The sequence below is a fragment of the Nitrospira sp. CR1.1 genome (assembly GCA_014055465.1).
Taxonomy (GTDB): Bacteria; Nitrospirota; Nitrospiria; order Nitrospirales; family Nitrospiraceae; genus Nitrospira_A.
Genome location: WIAF01000007.1, coordinates 57,932 through 77,865, shown reverse-complemented (window position 1 = coordinate 77,865; position 19,934 = coordinate 57,932). Strand labels below are relative to the sequence as shown.

Below are 19,934 nucleotides of genomic sequence, written 5' to 3'. Positions count from 1 at the left end.
CCCTCTTCCCCCTCCCCCTTGCGTTTGACTTCAACTTTTCCCCTCACTACAATCGGACCCCGTGGCATCACAATTCGTTCATCTCCATCTCCACACCCAATACAGCCTTCTCGACGGCGCCAATCAGATCGACCCCCTGATGCAACAGGTGAAGTCGTTCGGCCAACCAGCCGTCGCGATGACCGATCATGGCAACATGTTCGGGGCGGTGGAGTTTTACCGGAAGGCCAGGGAGGCCGGCGTCAAACCGATCATCGGCTGCGAAGCCTACATGGCGCCTGGCAGCCGGCTGGAGAAAAACTCACACCTCGCACACAACGACTACTACCATCTCATCCTGCTGGCCACAAACCTCAAGGGATACCAGAACCTTATTAAATTGGTGAGCAAAGCGTATCTTGAAGGGTTCTACTATAAACCAAGGATGGATAAGGAAATTTTGCAACAGCACCACGAAGGCTTAATCGGCCTGTCCGGTTGCCTGAGCGGTGAAGTTGCCTATCTCATCGGGCAGAAGGACCTGACGGGCGCGACCAAGGCGGCAGGCGAATATCGCGAGATTTTCGGCAAGGATAATTATTATCTCGAACTGCAAGCCAACGGGTTGGAACACCAGCGCATCGCCAACGACGGGCTGCTCGACATCCATAAAAAACTCGGTATTCCCCTCGCCGGCACCAACGACTGCCACTACCTCAAAAAAGAAGATTCGCGTCCGCACGACCTCATGCTCTGCTTGCAGACCGGGAAAACGATCAACGATCCCAACCGCATGAAGTTTGACACGGACCAGCTGTACGTGAAGTCCACCGAGCAGGCGATGGCCGAGTTCAAGGAAATGCCGACGGCCGTCTCCAACACGGTCAAGATCGCCGAGGCCTGCACCCTCGAACTGGCGCTCAATAAAACCTATCTGCCCCAGTTCAAAGTGCCGGAAGGGCTCACGCGCGAAACCTATGTCGAGCAGCTCGCAATGGAAGGGCTGGCGGCGCGCCTCAAGGAGCGCCCGAGCTCCATTCCCGAGATCGCCTATCAGGTCCGGCTGAAAGAAGAAATCGCGGTCATCTGCTCGATGGGATTCGCCGGCTATTTCCTCATCGTGTGGGACATCATCAAGTTTGCTCGCTCGCGCGGTATCCCCGTGGGACCGGGGCGCGGCTCTGCCGCCGGCAGCCTCGTCGCCTATGCCCTGCGCATCACCGACCTCGATCCCTTGGTCTACTCGCTCCTGTTCGAGCGATTCTTGAATCCCGAGCGCGTGTCCCTCCCCGACATCGACATGGACTTCTGCATGGATCGCCGGGACGAAGTCATCAACTACGTCATCCACAAATACGGCGAAGACCACGTCGCGCAAATCATTACCTTCGGAACCATGAAGGCCAAGGCGGCCATTCGCGATGTGGGCCGCGTCCTCGAGATGCCCTACGCGGAAGTGGACCGGATCGCCAAACTCGTGCCGGATGATTTGAAGATGACCCTCGACAAGGCGCTCGAGCAGGAACCGCGCCTCAAGGAACTCGTCGACAAAGATGTCAAGGTGAAGGAACTCATGTCGGTCGCGCAGTCGCTGGAAGGGCTGGCACGCCACGCCTCCACACACGCGGCCGGCATTGTCATCTCCGATCAGCCGCTCACGGAACATGTCCCGCTCTACAAAGGTCCCAAAGACGAAATCGTCACCCAATATTCCATGGGCGATGTCGAAAAAATCGGCCTGGTGAAATTCGACTTCCTTGGGTTGAAGACTTTGACGATGATTCAGCGGGCCGAGTCCCTCGTCAACCAGGGCCGCCCCGGCCAGCCGCCTCTCAAGGTTGAACAATTGCCTTTCGATGATCCGGCCACCTTCGCGCTGCTCTCGTCCGGCAAAACCACCGGGGTGTTCCAGTTGGAAAGTTCCGGGATGCGCGACCTGCTGATGGGCCTCAAGCCCGACCGGTTCGAGGACATCATCGCCATCATCGCGCTGTATCGTCCCGGTCCGATGGATCTGATTCCAGACTTCATCAAACGCAAACAGGGAAAAATTCCGATCGCCTACGAGATGCCTGAGCTCGAACCGATCCTGAAGGACACGTATGGCGTCATCGTCTACCAGGAACAGGTCATGGCCATCGCGAACACTGTGGCCGGGTTCTCGCTGGGGCAAGCGGACATTCTCCGTCGCGCCATGGGAAAAAAGAAGCCGGAGGAGATGGAAAAGCTCCGGGTCAAGTTCCTGGAAGGCGCGAAGCAGAAAAAAATCCCGGAGAAAAAAGCCGACAAACTGTACGAGCTGATTCAAAAGTTCGCCGGCTACGGGTTCAATAAGTCGCACGCGGCGGCCTACGCCGTGGTGTGCTACCACACGGCCTATCTGAAGGCACACTACCCGACGGAGTTCATGGCCGCCCTGATGACGACCGACATGGGCAACGCGGATAAGATCGTCGGCTACTTCACCGAATGCCGCGGGCTTGGTATTCCCGTGCTGCCGCCGGACGTGAATCAAAGCCAAAAGGATTTTGCCGTCGTCGACAAGAGTATCCGTTTCGGGCTCGCGGCGATCAAAAATGTCGGCGAAGGCGCCGTCGAGGCGGTCATCGAATCGCGCAACGAAGGCGGACCGTTCCGCTCGTTCTTCGATCTGTTCCGCCGCGTCGATCTCCGCAAGCTGAACAAACGGATGATGGAAGGGTTGATCAAGGCGGGAGCCTTCGACTCCATGGGCGGGCGGCGCTCGCAATATCTGGCCGTCCTCGATCAGGCGATGGACGAAGGGGTGAGCATTCAAAAGGAACGCGCGGTCGGCCAAACCAGCATCTTCGGCGACGAGATGCCGGGCCTGCCGCAAACGCTCGATGAACCGGCCTTGCCCGATGTGCCCGAGTGGAGCCAGGGTGAGTTGTTGAAGTATGAGCGCGAGTTGACCGGCTTCTACATCAGCGCGCATCCGCTGGCCCGCTACGAAGCCGCCATCCAACTCTTCTCCAACACGACGAGCATGCAGGTGGCCGATGTGCCGGACGGCCGCGAAGTGAAACTCTGCGGCATCATCACGGCGGTGAAATCCATGCTGACCAAAAAGGGCGATCGCATGGCCTACATCACCCTCGAGGATTTACACGGCGTGATAGAAGTGATAGCCTTCCCCGACCTCTATCGAGACCATGCCGAGATGATCGTGCCGGAACGGGTCGTGCGGTTGACAGGCACCGTGGATCGCGGAGACAAGGGCACCAAGTTGCGCGGGACCAAGATCGAACCGCTGGCCGAGCTCCAGAACAAGGGCATCTCGCGGGTGATGATTCGCCTGCATGATGGACCGATGGCTTCCACCAGGCTTCCGATGCTGCGTCAGGTGTTTCAGAAATACCCGGGTTCATCGACCGTCGCCCTGATCATGGCGCTCGGCGGCGCCATCGAAGCCCGGACGTCTCCCCTGCCCAATGTGAAGATCACTCCCAGCGAGCATTTCGTCGCCGATATTGAGGAAGTGCTGGGCAAAGGCGCCATCACTTTGGTAACCTAGGCGAACCTAGGCAACACCCTTAAGGGGGTTCAGCAGTATGAGAGACTACCTCGACTTTGAAAAACCGATCCGCGAACTCGAAGAGAAAATCGAGAAGCTGGCGTCCGCCGAGTCGCCCAAATCCGGGTCCCAGGACGAAATCCGCAAGCTCCGAACCAAACTCGCGCAGGTCGAGCACCAGCTCTACACCACACTGACCCCTTGGCAACGCACCCAGCTGGCCCGTCATCCCCAACGGCCCACCACCCTCGACTATATCAATGAACTCTCCCGCGAATTTCTCGAACTGCACGGCGATCGCACCTTCGGCGACGACCGCGCCATCGTCGGCGGATTCGCCCGCTTCAACGATCGATCGGTCATGATCATCGGGCACCAAAAGGGCAAGACGCTCAAGGAGCGTATGCAGCGGAACTTCGGCATGCCCAATCCGGAAGGCTACCGCAAAGCCCTACGGCTCATGCGCCTGGCCGAAAAATTCAACCGCCCCATCATCACCCTCATCGACACGCCGGGCGCCTATCCCGGCATCGGCGCGGAAGAACGTGGACAGGCCGAAGCAATTGCCCGTAACCTGTTCGTCATGTCACGGCTGACCGTTCCGATTATCTCCGTCGTCATCGGTGAAGGCGGTAGCGGCGGCGCCTTGGCGTTAGGCGTGAGCGACCGCATCCTCATGCTGGAGCATTCCGTCTACTCGGTCATTTCCCCGGAAGGGTGCGCGGCGATTCTGTATGACGATCCGACCAAGGTACCGGATGCGGCGGCCTCGCTACGAATGACCGCGCAAGACCTCGTCGGGCTCGGCATCGTGGACGAAGTCATTCCCGAGCCGCTTGGCGGCGCGCACCGCGAGCCACGGGCCATGTGTGACCGGGTAGCCAAGGCCCTGGCCAATCAGCTCTATGCGCTGGTTGAATTGCCGACCGATCAACTCATCGCCGAACGCGATCAGAAGTTCCGCAAGATCGGCGTGGTGAGCGGACTGGCGCCGGTCGCCACCTAGCGCATTCGATCGGCGTTCATCAGGAACGACGTCTGCCCGCTCTTTCCGGCGCCCGTCACCTCTGCATCTTCGTCCGTAAACCCGCACCCCTACACCCTTTCCGGATTTCTCGCGCCGATTGGTTTGACGGGCAACGACAGCCCTTCAACGACGGCCTGAACAAGAATCAGGTATTGGCGGCGATCAACGGGACCCTGCAATTTTAGGAAAAGATGGGAGCAACTCGCGTGCAGGGTGGTGCGTTTGCCCATCCTGCACCTTCGATGAGAACGGGGATCCTCAGTGTGCCATCGGAATCGTGGCGTCGGCGAGTAAGCCCAAGTTGGCGAACCGCTGTCCGATGACTGCCAGGATGTGTCTTCGAAGGCCGCTTCGATAGGGTTCCAGCGTAGGATCCTGAAGATAGCGATCCACCGTGCGCGGCAACTTCTTCCACCAGGTGCGTGCGGCTTCTCGCGCTTGCTGTGCACCCGTCTCTCCACCGGCCAGAATTGCCTTCAACTCCTTCTCGAAGAAGCCAACATGCACCTCTTCGTCTTCCAGGATGTCGGAGAGATCCGGCCTCATCGCGGCCAGCAACGTGGCGAATTCCAGGCCCAGCGCCTCATAACCGAACAACAACACAGCCAGCATTTCCCATTGCGAAGGCACCGTCGGCAAGGTTGCCGGCCGTTGAGACATCGTCCCGAGCATGCCTTCGAATTGCCGAAGGTGATCCTGTTCGTCCGTCTCATGCCGCTGGAGAAAGGTCTGCACATGGCGGGGAAGCTGTTGGGTTTGAGCGGCGCGTACGGCCCACAGGGCCATCGCTTCGGCGCGCAAGAACCGTTCAAGCAAGGCTCGCTCGCAGATCGCGGGCAGGGCCATCATCGTCGCGCTCACGGCTCCTCCGGCGGCGCGATCGGACCGGCCCATTCGCCCTTGGTCAGGCCGACTTCCTGAGACGCTCCATCCGGCCATTGAAAATATCCCACTTGGTCGATGAAGAGAATGAGCGGATCCAGGTCCTCTCCGAGCCCTCGCCACCAATACCAGCCGGCCTGCTTCGGCTTCTCGCTTGTCCAGATCAATCGTTGCATCGTCTCCCACTCTCCTCGATCTCGCGGGGCCACAGATTCGCACTCGGCGCGCAGGTCCCGTTTCTGCTACAGTCCGGTTCGCGCCTCATCGCAGCGCGCACCCTATCATGGACCGCTTACCAATAGAAGAGGCGATCCCCGCCCTCCGCGAGCGTCTAGCCACAGGACGATCGGTGCTTCTGACCGCGCAACCGGGTGCTGGAAAAACCACACGGGTGCCTCTGGCTCTACTCGACGAACCCTGGCTGGCCGGCCAGAAGCTGATCATGCTGGAGCCCCGCAGGCTCGCCGCGCGCGCCGCTGCGACCTATATGGCCGCGAGCCTCGGCGAGCCGGTAGGGCAAACTGTCGGCTATCGCATTCGGCACGAATCCAGGGTGAGCGCGGCCACCCGCATCGAAGTCGTCACTGAAGGCGTGCTCACGCGTCTCCTGCAGCACGATCCCTCGCTCGCCGGGTATGGGCTTGTGATCTTCGATGAATTTCACGAACGCAGTCTGCACGCCGATCTTGGATTGGCCTTCGCAAGGGAATCACAACGGCTCTTTCGCGAGGATCTGCGTCTCCTCGTGATGTCGGCCACCCTCGACTGCGCCGCCGTCACCGCGTTGTTGCCAGAAGCGACAACGATCTCCTGCGAAGGCCGGCTCTTTCCCGTCACAACGCAGTACCTCGACCGGCCGATCGACGAGCATCTTGAACCGGCGGTGGTACGAAGCATCCGGCAGGCACTGGCCTTGGAACCAGGCAGCCTGCTGGTGTTTCTTCCCGGAATGGCGGAGATCCGGCGCGTCGAGCGACAACTGCGCGAGAGCCGGCTGAACCCCGACATCATCATTGCGCCGCTGCACGGGGAACTGCCGCAAGATGAACAGGAGCAAGCCATTCGTCCCGCGCCCCCAGGTCGTCGCAAGATCGTCCTGGCGACCTCCATCGCCGAAACCAGCTTGACCATCGAAGGCGTGCGCGTCGTGATCGACGCCGGACTCATGCGGGTCCCCCGCTTTGATCCGCGCACCGGACTCACCAGGCTCGACACGATTCGCGTCACGCAAGACGCAGCCGACCAACGGCGCGGGCGAGCTGGACGGTTGGAGCCAGGCACCTGCTACCGTCTCTGGACCAACGCCGAACACCAGGCGTTGCTGCCGCGCCGTCCGCCGGAAATCCTCGAGGCAGACCTGGCCCCGCTCGCGTTGGATCTGGCGGAATGGGGCGTGCGCGATGCCACCGAACTCTCCTGGCTCGATCCGCCGCCTGCCGGGGCGCTGGCCCAGGCGCGTGACCTGCTCAGACAACTTGGCGCACTCGATGCGCAGGATGCGTTGACGGCACATGGACGCCGGCTGGCGCATGTCACGGTGCACCCGCGACTCGCCCACATGATGGTCGCCGCTGTGCCACTGGGACTCGGCTCCTTGGCCTGCGACCTCGCCGCGCTGCTCAGTGAGCGCGACATTTTGCAAGGCGGCCCCGGCTGGCGTAATGCCGATCTGCGGCTGCGTATCGAAGCGCTCCACGGCAACAAGGAACACCTCGCCGGGGCGACGATCAATCAGGCGGGCTGTGAACGGGTTCGACGGGCGTCGGACCAATGGCAACGGCAACTGCGATTGGGCTCACCATCCGGCAAAGACATCGACCAGATCGGCATCCTGCTGACATTCGCCTATCCGGATCGCGTGGCGCAACGACTCGCGGGAAGCGAAGGACGATACCGCCTGGCCAATGGGCGCGGCGCCGCGTTTCAAGGGCACCAGAGTCTGTCGCAGGACGAATACCTCGTCGTGGCGCAACTCGATGGCACGGGCGACTGGGCGCGCATCCTCGCTGCCGCACCGGTGCGGCTTCAAGACCTCGAGCGCTACTGCGCGGCGCAGATCTGTTCCGTCGACCTGCTGGAATGGGATGACAGGTCAGAATCGGTCCGCGCGCGTCGTCAACGCCGCTTCGGCCAGTTGATTCTGGAAGACCGTGCCGCTCACGAGCCGGATCAGGCTCAAGTCACGGCCGCGCTGCTCACTGGCCTCCGTCGCGCCGGACTCGCCGCCCTGCCCTGGACCAAAGAGCAGCAGCAGTGGCGGGCACGCGCAGCCTTTCTCCATCGCGTCGATCCCGCTTGGCCGGATCTCTCCAACGATTCGCTGACGAAAAACCTCGAACAGTGGCTGGGGCCGTTCCTGTCGGGGCTCACCAGCCTGGCGCAACTGCGCCGCATAGATCTGCAGGCTCCGCTCGACAGCCTGTTGACCTGGCAGCAACGCCAGGAGTTGCTTCGCCTCGCTCCAACGCACATCACGGTGCCGAGCGGATCGCACGTCCGGCTGGATTACGAGCATGGCGACTCACCGGTGCTCGCCGTACGCCTGCAGGAAATGTTCGGTTGTCAGGAGACGCCAAGGATCGCCGGAGGAACAGTGCCCATCATGGTACATTTGCTCTCGCCGGCCGGTAGGCCTGTGCAAGTCACCAAGGACCTGGCGAGTTTCTGGCGATCGGCCTATCAGGACGTGAAAAAGGAATTGCGCGGGCGCTACCCGCGCCACCATTGGCCCGACGATCCGCTGACTGCCCAACCGACCAACCGGACCAAGCGACGCACGTAGAAATCCAGGGAGAGCCGGTCGCACAGGCCTCGCCTCTCCGCTTGCGAATCGTCAGCAATTCGCGCATGCTACGCGACACGCACAGCAGTCCGTCGCCTAACGAGCCTCGCATGGATCATTTCGCCATCATTACCGCTTTCGGACAAGACCGTCCCGGCATCGTCGCCCTCATGGCCGACAGCCTCTATCAACTGGGCTGCAATATAGAAGACAGCTGCATGACCAGGCTCCGCGGCGAGTTCACCATGATGCTCATGGTCCGCCTGCCGCAGGGACTCGACGCAGAAGCACTAGGCAATCGACTGATGGCCTCGACGCGATCGTTGGATCTTGCCGTTTTGTGCAGAGCGCTTCCCGATCAAGCCGCGCTTCGTCGGCACATACCGGAGGTACCGACCTTCATGCTGTCGGTGTACGGCGCGGACCATCCTGGAATCGTGGCGCAGGTTGCGCGCACCGTGGCGGACCAAGGCGGCAACATCACCGACATGAATACCCGCGTCATCGGCTCGGGCGAGGTCCCCGTCTATGTCATGGTGCTGGAAATTCAACTACCGCAAGACCGGCAGGCGGATCCGCTCAAGCACGCGCTGGAAGCGCTCAAACCGCTGTTGGGTGTCGATCTCACGTTCCGCCCGCTCGACAGTGTGACGTTCTGATCGTGGCGATCCGTCCGGTCCTCCACTATCCCCACCCGACGTTGAAGACCGAAAGCGCCGTCTGCCTGCCCTCCGATCCGGCAACGCAGGCCGTTGTGCAAGACTTGCTCGATACCCTCGCTGCTTCTCCCGGAGTCGCCCTTGCTGCCCCGCAAATCGGCTATGCCTTGCGGGTGATCGTCGTGGATGTGTCGCGTAAAAAGGGCGAGACGGGACATGGGTTGATTGTGATGATCAACCCGGTGATGCTCGTATTGGAAGGACCGAAGATTCTGCGTGAAGGTTGCTTGAGCGTGCCGGACTATACCGGCAACGTGCTACGGCATGAACAGGCGGTAGTGGAAGGTCTGGCGCCGGACGGCAGGAGCGTGACACTCACTACGTCGGGATTCGAGGCGCTGGCGTTTCAACACGAGGTGGACCACCTGAACGGCCTGCTGTTTCTCGACCGCATTCAGTCGCTCAGCACGGACCTCTTTCGGCGGAAGACGCAGGGGTGAGCGAACGCCGTCCGGTCTTGCCTGCGAAGATTACCTGCTCGGCCGCCAGCCTTTAAGGCGAGCCGCAATGGCGTCACGCTGATCGGGCGTCAGCATGGCCGCCAGGACATCGCGCCGCATTTTGGCGCGCCCGCTGTCCTGCCGACTGGCGAGGGAATACCAGAAGAACGCTTCCAGCGTATCCTGAGTCACGCCCTGCCCCTGTTCGTACAACATCCCCATGTCCCGCTGCGCTAGCGCATGCCCTTGATCTGCCGCCCGTTGCAGCCAGCGCACCGCCTGGGCCTCATCGGTGGTGCCCAGGTTTCCGGTGAGCAAGGCCTGGCCTAACATCCATTGCGCATTTGCGTCCCCCTCGCCGGCCAGGGCCTGCAGTTGATATTCGGACGCGGGATCGGCCTGAACGAACGACGCCCAGCCGCAGAGCAGCGCTGTGACAGCCGTCAGCATGACCGCCCACCGTCTCCCTACCGTCATAGAGATTCCCTGTCACAAGCCTCTGAAGTCGGCGCGGCTCGCCTCAACGGCGCGCCTCGACACCTTCTTGCAGGCGATCTTCAACTCCGCCTCGCCGCCACTGCCGGGCGTGACCCGCAACCATTCACGTGTCGACTATCCCGACTGCATCGGGAGCCCCTTCCCCATTTGGTTTGCATTATATTGGTTTGCAAGGGGCGGCTCTTGTGGCCCTCGCACTGGAGTACAATCGACCGTGACGATGCTCCCGCGCCTGGTTCGTTGCACCATCGGTTCGCCAAACCGCCGCCATCATACCATCGCAGGCGCATGACATGCAGCCGTCCCCGCACCTTCTCTTTCATTGCGCGCCGGTGTAGAGTCAGGCCATGCTCGGAAAAAAGCCAGGCAAACGGAGAGCCGCGCCTCTCGCGGTTCGCCAAAAACCTCCTGCCGATCAGGGCAATGCGCAGCGCGTCACGCTGGACCGTCTCCTCTCGAAACTCGGCATCGCCAGCCGGAGCCGGGCGCAGGCATGGATCAAGGCCGGACGCGTCCGTATCAACCAACGCCTCGTGCGCCGGCCCGAGACCTGGGTGGCCTGGCCCGGTGATGTCGTCACACTCGATGAGCACCCGCTGCAGGAAGGCACTCCACGGTTCATCCTCTTTCATAAACCCAAAGGCTTGGTCACGACGCATGCTGACGAGAAAGGCCGGCGCACGATTTTTGACGTGCTGCCTCCGGAATTCACACGTCTGCATGCGGTCGGACGCTTAGACCAAGCCACCAGCGGCCTTCTCCTGCTCACCAGCGACACTGCGATCTCCAGCTTTTTGACAGACCCGAAGCAGCGGGTGCCGCGGCGCTATCTGGTGACCGTGCGCGGCGAGGTCACGGATGAAACGGCGCAGGCGGCCATCGATGGCCATGACGATCAGGGCGAGCGCTTGCACTGCGCGATGCTGGAGATTCAAAAACGCTCCGGGCGGGAATCGCATATGTCCGTGACGTTGACCGAGGGAAAGAACCGGGAAATCCGGCGCCTGTTCAAGGCGCTGGGCCATGAAGTCACTAGGCTTCGCCGCATTCAATACGGTCCCTTCGCGCTCGGCGCTCTCCAGCCTGGCGCCTGGCGCGAGCTTCCGATCGCGGATGCCAAGGCCCTGATTGATCAGGGTTTACCCTGAGTCGAACGCTCTCCGCTTTTCCGGCGTACTGTGTTTGCTCATCCGGTGAAAGAACTTGCCAACCACCGGTGCTGTGCTAAGGTCAAGACAGCAGGCGAAGCGTTCGGGCACACAGTCCACATCGTACTGAACACCCCACTCCGCTCTCGACCTCCAGGACATTTCACCACCATCGCTCCCGACCAGGGAAGGGCCGGCTCGAACTGAACGCCGGTCTGCAGACAGGAGATCAGGATCATGAAGGAGATCATGAAGCGATTCGCCACCGGCCTCACCACCTTGGCCTGTGCCGCCGCCTTGCTTGCGCCGGCGCTGACCTATGCCAGCGGCTCCGACAAGGCCCCGCTGGAAATCAAGGTGCGCGTGAGCGAAAAGGGATTCTTCGATGAGAAGGGCAAGCCCTATGGCGGAAAGCGGATGTTACAGATCCCCAAAGACACGATGGTAAAGATCACCTTCGTCTTCGGCGAAGACCTGACCAGCCTGGCCGCCGGTGACACGCACCAGATTGCCGTGCGGGCCGAAGACGGTTGGAAGCAGGAAACCAGCCCGCTCTGGATGATGAACCGGGAATCGACAATCAGCTTTCTCGCCGGCGAGAAGGGACGGATGCACTATCGCGCCTATTGCATTCTCGACTGCATCGGCATGGAGCACTTGACGAATCTGTTCATCCAGGTCGTCTAGCCAACCTGGTTCGCCGCCATCCAGCGAGACAATGCTGACATGAACGCGCCCGGCGGACTGGCGCCATACGCCGGGCGTTCCATTGCTGAGCAAGCAGTATTTGGAAGACCTTACCCCGTCTGCTAATAACCCCGACCGGTGCTCCCTCCGCCCCCGCCCATCCGGCTCAGCGGCAGCGCGTCATAACGAGTCTTCAGATCGGGATGTGCGGCCAAATACGCGTCGACGGCTTCTTTGTCAGCAAAGATTTCTTTGCTGCGCACGCGATATTCCTCCAATGACAGGCCGCGCTTTGATAACAGCTCGCTGAGCTTGCCATTGATATCATCGCCCATTTCCTTCATTTTCTCCGGCGACGGCCGTTGCCCCGATCCGTATGATTCTCCGCCCTTGAAATAGTTCGTCATCATTTCACCGATCTCGATACGGGCATTGACGAATTTCTCCACATCGGCGGGTTCCGTCGCAAGGCCGGATCCAGACCATAACAACAGGCCCAATGAAACCCCGATGAGATACCGCGATACATGCATGGTCATAATGTCCCCTCTGAGTGAATAGAACAAGGTGAACTGTCTTCCGGCATCATACCATCCGGGCCGGATGCTGCGCACGGGCAGCGCATCACGGGGCTCCCTGCGCGTCTACTGCGGCAACCTCTTCAAGAAATCCCCGAGCACGGCGCGGAACCGAGCCGGATCTTCCGCCATCATAAAATGGCCCGTATCGAACGCCACGACCTGCGAGCCGGAAATCTGCGCCTGGATGTCCTTCGCAATGGCCGGCGTCGCCACATCATCCTTCGACCCGACCAGGATCAAGGTCGGCGCCCGGATGCCGGTCAATTGGCCGCGCACCGAAAATTGCGACATGGACGTGAGCGCCTCGCGGATCACCGTGCCGTTCCAGGTGGAAATGCGGTCGAGCAGCGGCTGATACGTCTTCGCCTGCGCGCCGGCGGGAAAACTCTCCACAATCATATTCTTCGAGACCTCGCGATAGTCGCGGGGCGCGCCGATCGAGGAAATATCCTTGTCCAGAATCATCGGCCCGTCGGTCGTCGAGACCAGCACCAAGGCCCGTACGCGTTCCGGATGATCCAGAGCCAGCTGCTGGAGAATCATGCCGCCCATCGAGACGCCCACCCACACCGCCTTCTGGATCTGGAGCACATCGGCCAATTTGATCAAATCGCGGGAAAAATTGGGGATGGAAAAACCCGTCACCGGCTTTTCCGAATCGCCGTACCCGCGCAGGTCCACTGCGATACCGCGAAACTCCGGAGAATAGGCGCCCACGTATTGGGGAAAGATATTGCTGGTCGTGACCACGCCGTGCACGAAAATAATCGGATCACCGGTCCCCGCTTCCAGAACGCTGAGATGCAGGCCGTCGAGATCAACCATATGGCGTTGGAACGGCTGGTCGGGAGGAATGACATCGGCAAGTTGTGGCGGATGGGCGCCGCTGTTGGTGCGGACCGGAGGAGCCGACCCGGCGCACCCGACGACCCCAATCAGTCCCAGCGCGAGAAGCATTGTAGAAACCGGCATGCAGCTCCCCTTTCTAAACAGGCTGACGGCGATCGGTCTAGCGTAAGCTGTCAGGCACACAGATTCAATGCCGGAATCAGGGCAAAGGCAGACGGGGTCCAGGGATTCCGCTAGTCCTGATTTCCGATAACAGGCGGTAGAACTGGAGACAGAGCAGTTGATGACTCTTCATGTGACGAGGAGGCCACCATGAACGCAGCCGACACAGCACCCGGTTCGTCGCATCCAACAGCAGCGGCTTCTGGAGGACAACAAGGGCTCTGGCCCCTGTCGGTCCGCGAGTTCATGAAGCTCCCCGTGTCGGGACTGCGTTCGACCGGGACACGTATCCGGTTCACGCGCGTGCCGCCTGCCGGTCAGGCGGCATACGGCGCGAGAAAGGATTGATGAGGTGTACGATGTTGATCGATGAGAGTTTTCTAACAGATGACGAACGCAAAGCCGCTGAGGCCGCATTCCGTGGCCTCCCCCTGAACTCCCAGTGGTCCAAGGGGGCGCAGAGAATCTACATCGGCATCGTAGCAGTCACCCGCGGCCGGGCCGTCGTCACCGATCAGGACCGGGAGGAGGCAGTCGGGACAATCTGAGCGTAGCTACCCGTTGCCGTTGCGAGCCTCCGTAGCATTGACCCGCAAGAGGTCAGCCGGTGGCGGCCCGCGCTGCGGGAACAGCGTACAACTCTGTCAGAGGAATCTAGCCCGCCTGATTCATGACGGTGTGTCGTGAATAGCGCGGGCTCACTTGCGTCAAGGGATCGGATGGTTCCGGAAGCACGTCATCCCGAAACGCGTCCTCATCTTTACTTTTTACTGGGATGGTGGCAACCTGATCTTATCGTGATTTCTCAACTGGCGCGGTGGATCCCCATCCGGGTTGAGAGGTGGAGCGAGATGTTTGCTTCAGCTCCCTGCGCACCGCTCATGAAACGTTCACCATCCGCCACTGTCTCCTCCTGTCACCATCAGACCCAGCTGTCTCAGGCCAAACTCCGGGGTTCTGAAAAAGGCCCGGCAGTAGAGAAACGTCCGTTCTTCCCCCCTGATCCACCACGCGCCTAGCGAGAGAGAGATGTTTAATCCGCCCAACTTCACGCTCTCCGAACTGACAGATACCCTCACCACCCTCCGGAAAATTGGCGCAGATGCGGCCAGCATGGAGGAGGTTGCAGGACAAATGGTGCGATTCCTGTATGACCATTTTCTGATGAAAGGCACGTCCCAACGATCCTGTGCACTCGTGCGGCTGTTCGTCACTCAACCATTCGGCGGATTGAATTCAGAGTTGCAGAACCGCGCGCGACAGATGCTCGGGAATATTGAGGAATCCCCTACGCATAAGTGCCTCGTCTTGTTAGGGACCGTGGGACAAGAACCGGCGTGGAACTCCAGGCACCTGTCGAGCGGCCACCAGGTCATTCCGCTGCCCAGCGAACAGGTCCTCACCAGTATTCCCATGATCTCGCAGCTCATCCACCAGCTTGGAATCGACGTCAATTGTGTGATCAAACCGACGCCGACTATGCTGCTCGCAGCTGAGCAACAAGCATACAACGTCTTTTATGTCCCGGAGGCGGTAGGAAGCCCCTACATCCCAGCGCAGAACACTTTTGTCATTCCATTCGGCATCAAATCTGTGCTGGGGTTCGGAGGATTACTCCCGTCAGGGGAGCTCTTTGCCATCATTCTATTCAGTAGAAATCACATCCCTGAGGAAACGGCGCAGCTCTTTAAGCCATTCGCGCTGGCCGCAAAGGCGAGCCTCCTTCCCTTCGATACCCCCGACATGATTTTTTCCAACCCCCGTCGTTCGGCGCAGCTTCAGCGATCGCAAGCCGCCCCGACGGCAGACCAACTCCGCTCTCAAGCGCTGGTGCTCAACCAATTGATGGATGTGTACGAGCGCACCGTTCGTGATCAGTCATCGCGCCTCGACAAAGCCTTGTTCGATGCCCAAGCCGCCACGCAAGCCAAATCGGCCTTCCTGGCCGTCATGAGCCATGAAATCCGCACGCCCATGAACGGCATTATCGGGATGACCGGGTTGCTGCTCGATACGGAGTTAACGGATGAACAACGCGAGTATGCCGAGATCGTGCGCCGGTCCAGCGATGCGCTTCTCGACATCATCAATGACATCCTGGATTTCTCTAAATTCGAAGCGGGCAGGTTGACCCTGGAGTCGATTGATTTCGATTTACGGGCGATGGTCGAGGAGGCGTTGGACCTCTTTGCCGAGCCGGCGCAGAGCAAGGGGTTGGAGATCGGGTACCTGCTTCATGCGGACGTGCCCACGGCGCTGCGGGGAGACCCGGGCCGGCTGCGACAGATCCTTGTGAATTTGACCGCCAATGCGATCAAGTTTACCCAGCAGGGAGAAGTGATCATCCTCGTCACCCACGGAGCGGAGACCGACCAGCAGGTCACGATTGAATTCGCGGTATCGGATACGGGAATCGGCATATCTCCTGAGGTCCAGGAGATGCTGTTCAAACCGTTCTCTCAAGCGGATACATCAACAACACGAAAATTTGGCGGCACGGGGCTGGGGCTGGCCATTTGTAAGCAGCTCGTGGAACAGATGGGCGGGGTGATCGGAGTCGAAAGTATGCCCGGCCAGGGATGCACATTCCGGTTCACGGTGCAGATGGCCAAACAGCCGGCCCAGCTTCAAGAGCCGCCGGCGGTGAAAGGGTCGCTCCCGGGACGACGAGTCTGCATTGTTGACGACAACGCCACCAATCGACGCATCCTGGAGCATCATGCTCAGCAATGGGGTCTCCGGAGCGTCAGCGCTTCTGACGGTCATCAGGCGCTGACGCTTCTGAGGCAGGCTGCAGCCGGCGGAGAGCCGTTTGATGTCGCGATCCTCGACCTCCTCATGCCCGAGATGGACGGTTTCGAACTGGCGCGCGCGATTTCCGCGGATCCGGACCTGGCCGCGACACGTCTTATTCTCCTGACATCGGTCGGCATGCGCGGGCAGGCGGGGCTGGCGAAAGAGGCTGGAATCGCCGCCTATCTCACGAAACCCGTGCACCGTGCGCATCTCTATGATTGTTTGTCCCGCATGATTGAGATGCCGGCCAAACCTGCTCCCGGCAGTGCCGACGGTGACATCCGACAACGGTCCCACGACGTCTTATTGACCCGGCATGTGCTGAAGGAACTGGAAGTGGCGGAAAAAATACGAATCCTGGTCGCCGAGGATAATATCGTGAATCAAAAGGTCGCAGTTTGCCAATTGGAAAAACTCGGATATCGGGCCGACGTGGTTGCGAATGGACTCGAGGCGGTCGAGGCTGTATCCCGAATCAACTATGCGCTGATCCTGATGGATTGCCAAATGCCGGAGATGGACGGGTTTGAGGCAACGGCGGCGATTCGGAAAGAAGAACGGGACCAGAAACGCCCACGTGTCCCCATCGTTGCCCTCACCGCAAACGCCATGCAGGAGGATCAGCAAAAATGCCTGGATGCCGACATGGACGACTACCTGAGTAAGCCCATAAAAAAAGAAAGCCTCATGATGACCATTAACAAATGGGCGTCACAGAGCCGCGGCACACAACGTCAGAAGGACGATCACAGTGCCTGAGGACGACGCTCTCTTTCCCCGGCGCTCTCTGCCGGAGTGGCGCCGAGCTCTTTCCAGGCCGGATATGTCGTCGAGGGGCCTCAGGCGCCTGGACGGTCATCCAGACATTCGTTGACGTGGCTGCCTGCACTCGTGGATATGCGCCGTTCATTCACGGCCCTTCGTCATACTTGCGAGCATTGCCGTATGACGTTTCGACCGGATACTTCGCGTTGTTTTTCTCCAGCTTCGAGCGCACCGCGTCATTCACATCCAGGCCAAGGTCGTGGCAGAGATAGGACAGGAGCATCACCACATCGGCGATTTCGTCCGTGACACGTTCCCGTGACGGACTGTCGAGCAACCGCGCCACTTCCTCGTGAGACTTCCATTGAAAGACTTCCAGGAGTTCGCTCGCCTCGACTGCAATGGCGGCAGCGAGTTCCTTCGGTGTGTGGAACTGCTCCCAGTTGCGCTTCCGCCGAAATTCCAGCACCGCCGCCATGACCTCAGCATTCAACATGGCTCACGCTCCTTCCAAGAGTGTGCATCAAGCTCGCCTCCGGCTGTTCAATACCGTCGCGCGCTCCTGTTCATCGGCCAGCGGCACGGAGACGCTGCGCCGTTGCCGGGCAGTGTGCGACCTCGCCCCGGATGATTGCAAGCAATCCCTCCCGGTCAGGCCTCTCCGGTGATGCATCGCAGTCCCATGATTGAAATCGCGCGGTGAGTGGCGTAGAGAATTGGCACGGGAGGTCCGATCATGAACCGATGGCTGTTGTGCGCCGTATCTCTGCCGCTGGTACTGACTGCGTCTGTCTCTGCCCAGAGCCCTTGTTCGGATTGTTTCTACGCCGCTGAAGAGGAGGTGCGCAAATGCCTCGATAATGCCATCAGCGCGGGCGATAGAAATAGCTGCCTGGAAAACCGGCGGGTGCGCCTCAAGGCCTGCAGCGACAATCAATGTCAGGCGGTCAGGGAGGAAACGGCAACCACGGAGGCCCACTCGCCATCCGGCCGGCCCGGCCTCGCCCCCTACACGCCCACGGAAGGTGAATGGCTGGCTCTGATTACGAGAGCCGGCCTGCGCCGCGAGGCCAGCGCTGACCGTCCCTATTCGCTCGACATCGTCCTCGCCGATCCGCAGACGCTTCACATCGTCGTTCGGCATGCATCCACGATGGACCGGGAGCAGGTGAGGAAAGCCATCGAATCCGCCAGGGAAGCGATCAGGAGCACGGCCAAAAGTTACGGCTGGGACACGTGGGTCAAGATCCGGGAAACGGTCGAAATGTCTGCGGCGAAGAAATGAGCGCCTTCATGAGGCAAAACTATTCCGACTCTTTATTTCATGATCAGCATGATTTGCGCCGGCGTGAGAAGCGCGCCTGGTTGATGGCGTCCCAGCCAGGCCAGCGCCTCCGGCCCCGACAGCCTCAAAACCGACCGTGCCAGCAACGTCGCAAATAATGCCGTGCGTCCGAGCCCGGCGGAACAATGGATCAGCAGGTTGCGCCCCTGCGCGGCCTGTTCGCGCGCCTGCCTGAGCACGCCGGGCAGGCGGCCATCGGCGGGCACGCCGTAGTTGGGAATCGGCAGCGGAAGCACCGTCAGCCCTTCGGCTTGATAGATTGCGAGCAGATCCCGCCCTGTTTTTTCCCGGCATTCATCCGGCTCGGCCAACAACACCACCCCATGAATCGCGGCGGCTCTGAACTCCGGCAACAAGGTCCCGTCAGGATCATACAGGCCGAACGGCATCGCGCTGCCGTAGATCCGGCCGGGCAGATTGAGCGGGTATGGCGTCAGCACCGTTCCGCTCTTTTGCTCTGGTGATGAGTTACCTGGCATGATGTTCAGTCCAGTGTGTCCAATCCGCGAGAGTGGCCTTCGTCATCGCCTTCGCCGCTTTCCGTAGCCAGGCGGATTTCCTCGCAGCCAGGTCGCGTTGGACCGCTTTGATGTGTGGCTGGTCCCCGAGATGCACATTCGCCGTCTCCCAGCCCATCGCATACAGCAACTTGCCCTCGTCCCGTTTCCTCGGCAGCGCCGTCACTTCAATCCGGGAGCAGTAGGGCGACAGCCGCCGGAGCAGCCACTGGCCCTCCATCCGCACAAACGGATCGCGGCAACGCACGGACTGCTCCAACATCGATGGATACAGCAGCGCGCCGCTCCCCTTCTGCCCTTGAGCCCAGAGACCGGCAGCAGCGATCAGCCGCTTCGCCTCCCGGGCCACCTTCCCGCCGCGCCACTCGGCAAGCGCCACAAATCGCGGGCGCCCCAGGCTGCCGAGACCCGAGCGCCGCCGCCTGAGACTATAGGCGAGACCCGCCTCCGGCATCACCTGCTCGAGCGCGTCCGTCACCTCGTGAGGGACCGTGTCTTGGACCATCGGCAGCGCCGCCATCTTTTTCCAGAATTTCACCGGATCGCGCAGCGAGTTCGTCGCGATCTCACGCAACCAGGCATGCTGTTCCGACAACACAAACGGCTTCCCGCCTGCCCGCAGGCCTTCGACGTAGCCGGTCAGCACCGCCTCGCAGGCCTCACCCAACTTGACGGCAAGATGCTCAGCCCGACCGGCAAGCCTGGCGCTCACGACCAAGCGCACCAGGTCGCTCTGGTAGGGAACAACGCAGGCCTCGTCGAAATCGTTGATGCCCCAAATCAGACGCCCTTCGCTATCGCGCCACGTGCCGAAATTTTCGACATGCAGATCGGCGACCGCCCGCAGCGCCGGCGCCCCGGCCAGACCGGCACAGACTTCCGGCCAAACCTGCATCCACCGGTAGCAGGTAGCCCGGAGAAAAGAGAACGCGCTCTGCGTCATCAGGGTATGCTTCACACGCAGATCCGCCGGCACAACCGGCACCTGCCGCGCCGACCATCGCTCATACTCGTGCGTCGCCTGGAGAATGTTCATGGGGAATCAGGTTGGTGACGCTAAGGGATCATGTCGGGCAGCTGATCGCACGGTGTGCGGAGAACCTCTACCAAGTCACCGGCACAGGCGCGTTGGATCACACGGCTGTGAACGCGCCTGTGGAGGGAGAGGCGCCCGATGTGTCCCGTGAAAATATCAGGCCTCCGTGGGTGACTCCGGATTCC

General features: G+C 60.7%; 19 protein-coding genes. 11 read left to right on the top strand and 8 right to left on the bottom strand.

Annotated features, from left to right (window positions below; genetic code table 11):
- Positions 1-61: 61 nt before the first annotated feature.
- Both GDA65_13340 and GDA65_13335 read left to right on the top strand, forming a co-directional pair.
- Positions 62-3,514 carry a DNA polymerase III subunit alpha gene (locus GDA65_13340; GenBank protein MBA5863673.1) on the top strand — a complete coding sequence of 1,151 codons (3,453 nt, stop codon included), beginning with the start codon at positions 62-64 and terminating at the stop codon, positions 3,512-3,514.
- A 37-nt stretch (positions 3,515-3,551) separates the two neighbouring features.
- Entirely contained in the window at positions 3,552-4,520 is a 969-nt protein-coding gene (locus tag GDA65_13335) for an acetyl-CoA carboxylase carboxyltransferase subunit alpha (GenBank protein ID MBA5863672.1), read from the top strand.
- Positions 4,521-4,799: 279 nt separating this feature from the next.
- Here GDA65_13335 and GDA65_13330 read toward each other — a convergent pair whose 3' ends face one another.
- A complete protein-coding gene (locus GDA65_13330; GenBank protein MBA5863671.1) occupies positions 4,800-5,402 on the bottom strand; it encodes a hypothetical protein in 603 nt (200 codons plus the stop codon).
- Positions 5,399-5,599 carry a hypothetical protein gene (locus GDA65_13325; protein ID MBA5863670.1) on the bottom strand — a complete coding sequence of 67 codons (201 nt, stop codon included), beginning with the start codon at positions 5,597-5,599 and terminating at the stop codon, positions 5,399-5,401. The genes GDA65_13330 and GDA65_13325 overlap by 4 nt, the downstream gene beginning before the upstream one ends.
- A 107-nt stretch (positions 5,600-5,706) precedes the next feature.
- On the opposite strand from GDA65_13325, the gene hrpB reads away from it, so the two are divergent.
- The 3 genes from hrpB (at position 5,707) to def (ending at position 9,364) form a co-directional block, all read left to right on the top strand.
- Complete coding sequence (hrpB, locus tag GDA65_13320) at positions 5,707-8,205, top strand: ATP-dependent helicase HrpB (GenBank protein ID MBA5863669.1); 2,499 nt, start codon at positions 5,707-5,709, stop codon at positions 8,203-8,205.
- Positions 8,206-8,270: 65 nt separating this feature from the next.
- On the top strand, positions 8,271-8,864 hold the full coding sequence (locus tag GDA65_13315; protein MBA5863668.1) for an ACT domain-containing protein: 594 nt from the start codon (positions 8,271-8,273) through the stop codon (positions 8,862-8,864).
- 2 nt (positions 8,865-8,866) lie between these two features.
- Positions 8,867-9,364 carry a peptide deformylase gene (def, locus tag GDA65_13310; protein MBA5863667.1) on the top strand — a complete coding sequence of 166 codons (498 nt, stop codon included), beginning with the start codon at positions 8,867-8,869 and terminating at the stop codon, positions 9,362-9,364.
- A gap of 30 nt (positions 9,365-9,394) precedes the next feature.
- Here the strand turns inward: def and GDA65_13305 are convergent, their stop codons facing one another.
- On the bottom strand, positions 9,395-9,841 hold the full coding sequence (locus GDA65_13305; GenBank protein ID MBA5863666.1) for a hypothetical protein: 447 nt from the start codon (positions 9,839-9,841) through the stop codon (positions 9,395-9,397).
- Between the two features lie 368 nt (positions 9,842-10,209).
- Between GDA65_13305 and GDA65_13300 the strand changes: the two genes are divergently transcribed.
- Complete coding sequence (locus GDA65_13300) at positions 10,210-11,010, top strand: pseudouridine synthase (protein MBA5863665.1); 801 nt, start codon at positions 10,210-10,212, stop codon at positions 11,008-11,010.
- A gap of 237 nt (positions 11,011-11,247) precedes the next feature.
- Positions 11,248-11,697 carry a hypothetical protein gene (locus GDA65_13295; GenBank protein ID MBA5863664.1) on the top strand — a complete coding sequence of 150 codons (450 nt, stop codon included), beginning with the start codon at positions 11,248-11,250 and terminating at the stop codon, positions 11,695-11,697.
- Positions 11,698-11,819: 122 nt separating this feature from the next.
- Here GDA65_13295 and GDA65_13290 read toward each other — a convergent pair whose 3' ends face one another.
- A complete protein-coding gene (locus GDA65_13290) occupies positions 11,820-12,236 on the bottom strand; it encodes a hypothetical protein (GenBank protein MBA5863663.1) in 417 nt (138 codons plus the stop codon).
- A gap of 105 nt (positions 12,237-12,341) precedes the next feature.
- On the bottom strand, positions 12,342-13,250 hold the full coding sequence (locus tag GDA65_13285) for an alpha/beta fold hydrolase (protein MBA5863662.1): 909 nt from the start codon (positions 13,248-13,250) through the stop codon (positions 12,342-12,344).
- 189 nt (positions 13,251-13,439) lie between these two features.
- On the opposite strand from GDA65_13285, the gene GDA65_13280 reads away from it, so the two are divergent.
- The 3 genes from GDA65_13280 (at position 13,440) to GDA65_13270 (ending at position 16,844) form a co-directional block, all read left to right on the top strand.
- Positions 13,440-13,637, top strand: coding sequence for a hypothetical protein (locus GDA65_13280; protein MBA5863661.1), 198 nt, complete (start codon positions 13,440-13,442; stop codon positions 13,635-13,637).
- An 11-nt stretch (positions 13,638-13,648) separates the two neighbouring features.
- A complete protein-coding gene (locus GDA65_13275) occupies positions 13,649-13,837 on the top strand; it encodes a hypothetical protein (GenBank protein ID MBA5863660.1) in 189 nt (62 codons plus the stop codon).
- 481 nt (positions 13,838-14,318) lie between these two features.
- Positions 14,319-16,844, top strand: coding sequence for a response regulator (locus tag GDA65_13270; GenBank protein MBA5863659.1), 2,526 nt, complete (start codon positions 14,319-14,321; stop codon positions 16,842-16,844).
- Between the two features lie 151 nt (positions 16,845-16,995).
- On the opposite strand, the gene GDA65_13265 is transcribed toward GDA65_13270, so the two are convergent.
- The gene (locus tag GDA65_13265) at positions 16,996-17,346 is read right to left on the bottom strand and encodes a nucleotide pyrophosphohydrolase (protein MBA5863658.1); all 351 of its coding nucleotides are present in this window, start codon (positions 17,344-17,346) and stop codon (positions 16,996-16,998) included.
- Between the two features lie 240 nt (positions 17,347-17,586).
- Between GDA65_13265 and GDA65_13260 the strand changes: the two genes are divergently transcribed.
- Complete coding sequence (locus GDA65_13260) at positions 17,587-18,135, top strand: hypothetical protein (protein MBA5863657.1); 549 nt, start codon at positions 17,587-17,589, stop codon at positions 18,133-18,135.
- A 32-nt stretch (positions 18,136-18,167) separates the two neighbouring features.
- On the opposite strand, the gene GDA65_13255 is transcribed toward GDA65_13260, so the two are convergent.
- Together GDA65_13255 and GDA65_13250 are read right to left on the bottom strand one after the other, a co-directional pair.
- Positions 18,168-18,674, bottom strand: coding sequence for a hypothetical protein (locus tag GDA65_13255; GenBank protein ID MBA5863656.1), 507 nt, complete (start codon positions 18,672-18,674; stop codon positions 18,168-18,170).
- Complete coding sequence (locus GDA65_13250) at positions 18,664-19,749, bottom strand: DUF2252 domain-containing protein (protein MBA5863655.1); 1,086 nt, start codon at positions 19,747-19,749, stop codon at positions 18,664-18,666. Before GDA65_13250 ends, GDA65_13255 begins: the two co-directional genes overlap by 11 nt.
- Positions 19,750-19,934 lie beyond the last annotated feature (185 nt).

Excerpts from the sequence above, each read along its gene's own strand:
- GDA65_13280 (MBA5863661.1), top strand. The coding sequence starts at position 13,440 with ATGAACGCAGCCGACACAGCACCCGGTTCGTCGCATCCAACAGCAGCG.
- GDA65_13325 (MBA5863670.1), bottom strand. The coding sequence starts at position 5,599 with ATGCAACGATTGATCTGGACAAGCGAGAAGCCGAAGCAGGCCGGCTGG.
- GDA65_13305 (MBA5863666.1), bottom strand. The coding sequence starts at position 9,841 with ATGACGGTAGGGAGACGGTGGGCGGTCATGCTGACGGCTGTCACAGCG.
- GDA65_13255 (MBA5863656.1), bottom strand. The coding sequence starts at position 18,674 with ATGCCAGGTAACTCATCACCAGAGCAAAAGAGCGGAACGGTGCTGACG.
- GDA65_13290 (MBA5863663.1), bottom strand. The coding sequence starts at position 12,236 with ATGACCATGCATGTATCGCGGTATCTCATCGGGGTTTCATTGGGCCTG.
- GDA65_13335 (MBA5863672.1), top strand. The coding sequence starts at position 3,552 with ATGAGAGACTACCTCGACTTTGAAAAACCGATCCGCGAACTCGAAGAG.
- GDA65_13275 (MBA5863660.1), top strand. The coding sequence starts at position 13,649 with ATGTTGATCGATGAGAGTTTTCTAACAGATGACGAACGCAAAGCCGCT.
- GDA65_13260 (MBA5863657.1), top strand. The coding sequence starts at position 17,587 with ATGAACCGATGGCTGTTGTGCGCCGTATCTCTGCCGCTGGTACTGACT.
- GDA65_13270 (MBA5863659.1), top strand. The coding sequence starts at position 14,319 with ATGTTTAATCCGCCCAACTTCACGCTCTCCGAACTGACAGATACCCTC.
- GDA65_13285 (MBA5863662.1), bottom strand. The coding sequence starts at position 13,250 with ATGCCGGTTTCTACAATGCTTCTCGCGCTGGGACTGATTGGGGTCGTC.
- GDA65_13315 (MBA5863668.1), top strand. The coding sequence starts at position 8,271 with ATGCTACGCGACACGCACAGCAGTCCGTCGCCTAACGAGCCTCGCATG.
- GDA65_13250 (MBA5863655.1), bottom strand. The coding sequence starts at position 19,749 with ATGAACATTCTCCAGGCGACGCACGAGTATGAGCGATGGTCGGCGCGG.
- GDA65_13295 (MBA5863664.1), top strand. The coding sequence starts at position 11,248 with ATGAAGGAGATCATGAAGCGATTCGCCACCGGCCTCACCACCTTGGCC.
- hrpB (MBA5863669.1), top strand. The coding sequence starts at position 5,707 with ATGGACCGCTTACCAATAGAAGAGGCGATCCCCGCCCTCCGCGAGCGT.
- GDA65_13265 (MBA5863658.1), bottom strand. The coding sequence starts at position 17,346 with ATGTTGAATGCTGAGGTCATGGCGGCGGTGCTGGAATTTCGGCGGAAG.
- GDA65_13300 (MBA5863665.1), top strand. The coding sequence starts at position 10,210 with ATGCTCGGAAAAAAGCCAGGCAAACGGAGAGCCGCGCCTCTCGCGGTT.